This window comes from Pseudomonas sp. HR1 (assembly GCF_030175875.1).
Taxonomy (GTDB): Bacteria; Pseudomonadota; Gammaproteobacteria; order Pseudomonadales; family Pseudomonadaceae; genus Chryseomonas; species Chryseomonas oryzihabitans.
This window is the reverse complement of record NZ_JASNRF010000046.1, coordinates 1-834: the sequence shown is the minus strand read 5'-3', so window position 1 is coordinate 834 and position 834 is coordinate 1. Positions and strand designations below refer to the sequence as shown.

Below are 834 nucleotides of genomic sequence, written 5' to 3'. Positions count from 1 at the left end.
ACGGTGTCGCAAGCCCGGCGCTAATAGAGCAAAAGACAATACCTAGATCTCTGGATGCCTTGGCTCAGCTGCCACTCTCAGTCCTGATCGACCAGAAAAATGGTCGCCCTTGGCCTTGGCTATTTGCCGACGGGCAAACATTCACGCCTAGGCAGCCAGCTCTTATCTGTGATGATCCTGACACGGAATTGGAAGCCACCCTGGCAGGCATGTGCTTTGGCCAAATTCCTGCCTATCTGGCTGAGCCCCATCTGCGGTCAGGCAAGCTGGTTTCTGTTTTGGCTGATCTCGCTCCAGCGCCATGGGATCTGTTCATATACCGCCCGCAGCAGGGCCCTGTATCGAAGCGGGTGCGATTGGTGTACGACCATCTTAAGCAGGCTTTCTCAAACCCCGAGCTATTTCCCCAAGGCCTGGAGACATAGCGATGCATACCTGCCAGCCAATCGTCCGCTATTGGCCGCTAGCTGCCCACGGCCAACGGCAGCTTTGGGTCGATTGCTGTCAGTGGCTATTTCAGGTTTTGGTCGCTTCAGAATGTCGCGGCAATCCTGGAAATTGACGCAAGGCGCTCGTTAGCCGCCTCCTTGCGTTCTGAAAATCTGTGTCAGGGTGGAGGCCAGATATCAACCAGGAGCCTTACCATGAACACCGAGACCCTTCCCTCCCCTACCACCGCTACAGCACCGGGCACCGTAGTGCCGGGCCGCCTGGTCTTTCATCGCGATGAGCCATCCCGCTTCGGTGCCATCGAAGTAATGAGCCAGGATGGCCTGGTAAAGGGCCTGTCGATGAAGCAACAGCAGATCCTGTCGTTTAAGCCGGAGGCGCTCC

2 protein-coding genes are annotated in these 834 nt (G+C 56.8%); both read left to right on the top strand.

All coding sequences use genetic code 11. From position 1 onward, the window contains the following. Window positions 1-425 (top strand): LysR substrate-binding domain-containing protein (locus QKY98_RS23510; protein WP_284671690.1); only part of this gene is annotated, 425 nt, incomplete at its 5' end. A gap of 219 nt (window positions 426-644) precedes the next feature. Continuing rightward, window positions 645-834, top strand: a 190-nt coding sequence (locus QKY98_RS23505; protein ID WP_284671689.1) for a hypothetical protein, incomplete at its 3' end; no start/stop codon positions are given.